Here is a 3,766-nt window from a genome sequence, read left to right on the forward strand (position 1 = left end):
CAGCAGGTTCACCCCCAAGACATGGACATGTTGCGCAGTGCCATTGATCAATCGGCCTGCGATTTGCACCCCTGGCAGCGCGAATACCGCGTGCTGTCCGACGATGGCAGTGTGCGCTGGCACATGACCAGCGCGGTGCCGCAGGCGGAGGCCGATGGTGGTTTGCTGCTGCATGGTTACACCATTGACATCACCAAGCGCAAGCAGACCGAACAGGAAATTGAGCGACTCGCTTTTTACGATGCACTGACTGGCCTGCCCAACCGCCGTTTGCTGCTGGAGCGCCTGCAACATGCCATGTCGGTGTGTTTGCGCCACCGACGCCACGGTGCCCTGCTGTTCATTGACCTGGACAACTTCAAAGACCTCAATGACACCTTGGGCCACGACGTGGGCGACCTGCTGCTGACCCAGGTGGCCGCGCGCCTGGTGCAGACGGTGCGCGAGGTGGATACGGTGGCGCGCTTTGGTGGTGACGAGTTCGTCGTCATGCTGGACGGTCTGTCCAGCGGGCTGGCCCAGGCCGTGGTAGAGGCCGAGTTCGTGGCAGACAAACTGCTGGCGGCCCTCAACATTCCCTATGCGCTGGCTGGCCAGCCCCACTACAGCACCCCCAGCATCGGTATTGCGCTGTTTGGGCAGGAGCGCCACAGCGTTGATGAGCTGCTCAAGCGCGCTGACCTGGCCATGTACCAGGCCAAGGCAGCGGGGCGCAATACGCAGCGGTTTTTTGATCCGGCCATGCAGGCCGCCTTGCTGGCGCGCGCCAGTCTGGAGGCCGATTTGCGCCAGGGCCTGGCAGGCAACGAGCTGTTTGTTCACTACCAGCCGGTAGTGGATGCCCGTGGCCGCGTGCAGGGGGCCGAAGCATTGGCGCGTTGGCGCCATCCCGTGCGGGGGTTTATCAGCCCTGCCGAATTCATTCCGCTGGCCGAGCAGACCGGCCTGATCCTGCCGCTGGGGCGGCACATCCTCCAAGTGGCCTGCGCGCAGCTGGTGCGCTGGGCACGCGACCCACAGGCCGCCCACCTGAGCCTGGCCGTGAATGTGAGTGCGCGCCAGTTTCGCCAGCCCGGCTTTGTCGCCGAGGTGTTGCAAACCCTGCAAGCCAGCGGTGCCAACCCGCGCCGACTCAAAATAGAGTTGACCGAAAGCATGCTGCTGGGCGACCTGGAATGCACGATTGAGCGCATGGGGCAGCTCAAACGCCATGGCGTGGGCTTTGCCCTGGACGACTTTGGCACCGGCTATTCCAGCCTGAGCTACCTCAAGCGCCTGCCGCTGGACCAGGTGAAGATTGACCAGAGCTTTGTGCGCGATGTGCTCACCGATCCCAATGACGCCGCTATCGTGCGCACCATCTTGGCGCTGGCGCAAAGCCTGGATTTGGCGGTGGTGGCCGAGGGGGTGGAGACCACCGGGCAGCTCGGATTTTTGCGTTTGCACGGCTGTGAGCAGTTTCAGGGTTACCTGTTTGGTCGGCCTGGTTCTGCGGAGGACATGGATGTTCTGCTGCACGCCTGAGTGCTTGCCTGTGCAGGTGGCTGTACCAATGGGTGTTCTGGCGTGCTGATGCGCAAGGCCTCAGAGCCGCGCGACCTCAGTGTGCGGGGCGTCGCCATGGTGCTGCTGGTGTCGCTTTTGGGCGCAGTGCTGGCGGTGTACCTGGCGCGCGACCAGCGTCTGCACGAGCGCCATACCGCACGCGCACAGGTGCTGGAACTGGCGGTCCATGCGCTGGCTGTGCAGGCCCCCCAGGGGTTGGTCAAAGACAAGTTGCTCAACATGGCTGCCGACGAGCCCGTGCTCAAACTGCTGGTGCAGGGGTTGCTGTCTGTCGATGAGCCCGCCGTGGCAGTGATGCTGTCTGCGGCACGGGCACGTTTTGCCGCTGAAAGCATCCATGTGCTGGATGCGCAAGGCCGCATCCTGGCGCAGGATGCGGAAGGTGCCCAGGTGTTTGATGGCAGTGCGCCTTTTTTGCGGCGCCTGGAGTTGGCGGCGCGCACGCACCTGACGGTGCAGGCCGCTGTGGGTACACACAGCCACGAGCGCGGCTTGTATGTGGCTGCGCCGGTGCGCGCCGACCATGCGCTGGCCGCACCGATGCTGGGAACCGTGGTGCTGCGACTGTCCCTGGCGCCGCTGGATGCGCTGATCGCCCAGGTCGGCAGTCCTTTGCTGCTGCTGTCGCCCCAGGGCGTGGCGGTGGCTGCCACGCGCCCGGAGTGGCTCTATGCCGTGGCGCCGCCCCTGACGCAAAGTCGCATCGATGCCATTGGTGCGCTGGCCCAGTTTGGCCGCTCGTTTGACAACGGCGTGGCTTCAGCGCTGCCGTTTTCGCCCACGGCCACCGAAGTGCTGCTCGACGGCCTGGCACACACCGTGCAACAGCGTGATCTGGATTGGGGTGATCCCGCCGGTGCCTGGACTTTGGTGATGCTCGACAACATCAGCCAGGTGCTGGCGCCTGCGGACAGCCTGCGTTATGGCGCTGCGGCCTTTGCACTGCTGGTTGTTCCGGGATTTTTGCTGCTGGCGCTGCTTTCGGGTCGCCAGCGCATGGCCGCCACACTGGAGCGCCTGGGTGTGCTGGGCGCTGCCTTGGAAAACAGCCCGCTGGCCGTCGTGGTGACCGATGCCCGGGGCGTGATCGACTGGGTGAACCCCGAGTTTGAGCGCAATACCGGCTATAGCTTGCAAGAAGTGCGTGGGTGCAAGCCCTCGATGCTGTCCAGCGGGCAGACGCCAGCGCACACGTACCACGACATGTGGGCCACCCTGGTGGCGGGGAGGCCCTGGAAAGGGCATTTCACCAACTGCCGCCGCGATGGCACGCAATACCACGATGAGTCCACCATCCTGCCCGTGCTGAACCGCCAGGGGGTGTGTATTGCCCTGGTTGGCTTGCACCAGGATGTGACCGAGCGCTTGCGCGAGCAGCAAGAGCTGCGCGCCAGCGAGTCCCGTCTTCAGGAGCTGCTTGAAGAGCAAAACGCTATTTTTGACAACGCTCCCCCTGTGCTGTTGGTCTGTGATGGCGCCATGCGCAAGTTCAATCCGGCTTTTGCTGCTCTGGTGGGCCTGGGATCAGCGCAGGCAGCGGGCCAGCGCACCAGCGTGCTCTTTGGCAGTCTGGAGCAGCACGCTGCGTTCTCTGCACAGGTGGAGCCGTTGTTCGACAGTGGCCAGCCGGTGCGCCTGGACTGGACGCTGCAACGCCTGAACGGCAGCAGCTTTGAGGCGCGCCTGTCCGGACGCCGTGTCCACATCCAGGGCTGTAGCCGCGCAGCGATCTGGGTGATTGACGATGTCACCGAAGCCCGGTGCGTTGAGGTGGCCATGCGCCAGGCCCGTGAACGCCTGGAACTGGCCCAGGAGGCGGGCAAGATCGGTGTCTTCGATATTGACCTGCGCAGCGCGCGCGCCATCTGGACGCAAAAGCTGGCCGACAAAGATGGCATCAGTGAGCGCGTGTTTGACGACTGGCGCGCCACCTGGTTGCGCCGCCTTGCTCCCGAAGACAGCGTGGGCGCATTGGCACGCATGGACGCTGCACTGGCGGGCCAGCAAACCGATTTCCGCGACACCTGGCGCATGGAGCGCACGCAAGGCGGGCTGCGCTGGTTTTTGTGTGCGGCCCGTATTTTCCGCAATGCCGATGGCGTGGCCGAGCGCATGGTGGGCGTGAACGTGGACATCCAGGAGCAAAAAGAGCTGCAAGAGCGTGTGGCCGCCCAGGTGCTGTTCCAGCAGGTGCTGATCG

The 3,766-nt window shown here is 64.4% G+C and carries 2 protein-coding genes; both read left to right on the top strand.

Features of this window, described 5'->3' with window-relative positions:
• On the top strand, window positions 1–1,524 hold a 1,524-nt coding region (locus PHX69_RS15645; RefSeq protein WP_288044998.1), incomplete at its 5' end, for a putative bifunctional diguanylate cyclase/phosphodiesterase.
• A 48-nt stretch (window positions 1,525–1,572) separates the two neighbouring features.
• Window positions 1,573–3,766: PAS domain-containing protein (locus PHX69_RS15650; protein WP_288045001.1), on the top strand; the 2,194-nt coding region annotated here is incomplete at its 3' end.

Source organism: Simplicispira sp. (assembly GCF_028687295.1).
Lineage (GTDB): Bacteria > Pseudomonadota > Gammaproteobacteria > Burkholderiales > Burkholderiaceae_C > Simplicispira > Simplicispira metamorpha.